Source organism: Polaribacter sp. 2405UD43-2 (assembly GCF_058147125.1).
The window spans coordinates 1-240 of record NZ_JBYVJX010000086.1 but is presented as its reverse complement, the minus strand read 5'-3'; the positions used below and the strand labels follow the sequence as shown (position 1 = coordinate 240).

Genomic DNA, 240 nt, shown 5'->3' with positions numbered 1-240 from the left:
AGCAGGTAGCAAAAGTAGAAGCACAGGTTCTGATGGTGAAGATGTTTATATTGATGTTCCTTTAGGTACAATTATGAGAGATGCAGATACTGATGAAATCCTTTTTGAAATTACTGAACATCAAAAAGAAATTGTTTTATTACCTGGATGAAAAGGTGGTCTCGGAAACTGGAATTTTAAATTATCTACAAACCAAACGCCAAGATATGCGCAACCAGGAATGGATGGCGCTGAAGGTTG

General features: G+C 37.1%; 1 pseudogene. It reads left to right on the top strand.

Features of this window, described 5'->3' with window-relative positions:
• Nucleotides 1-240, top strand: a pseudogene (locus ACY2RX_RS14850) (GTPase ObgE); the annotation flags it as partial.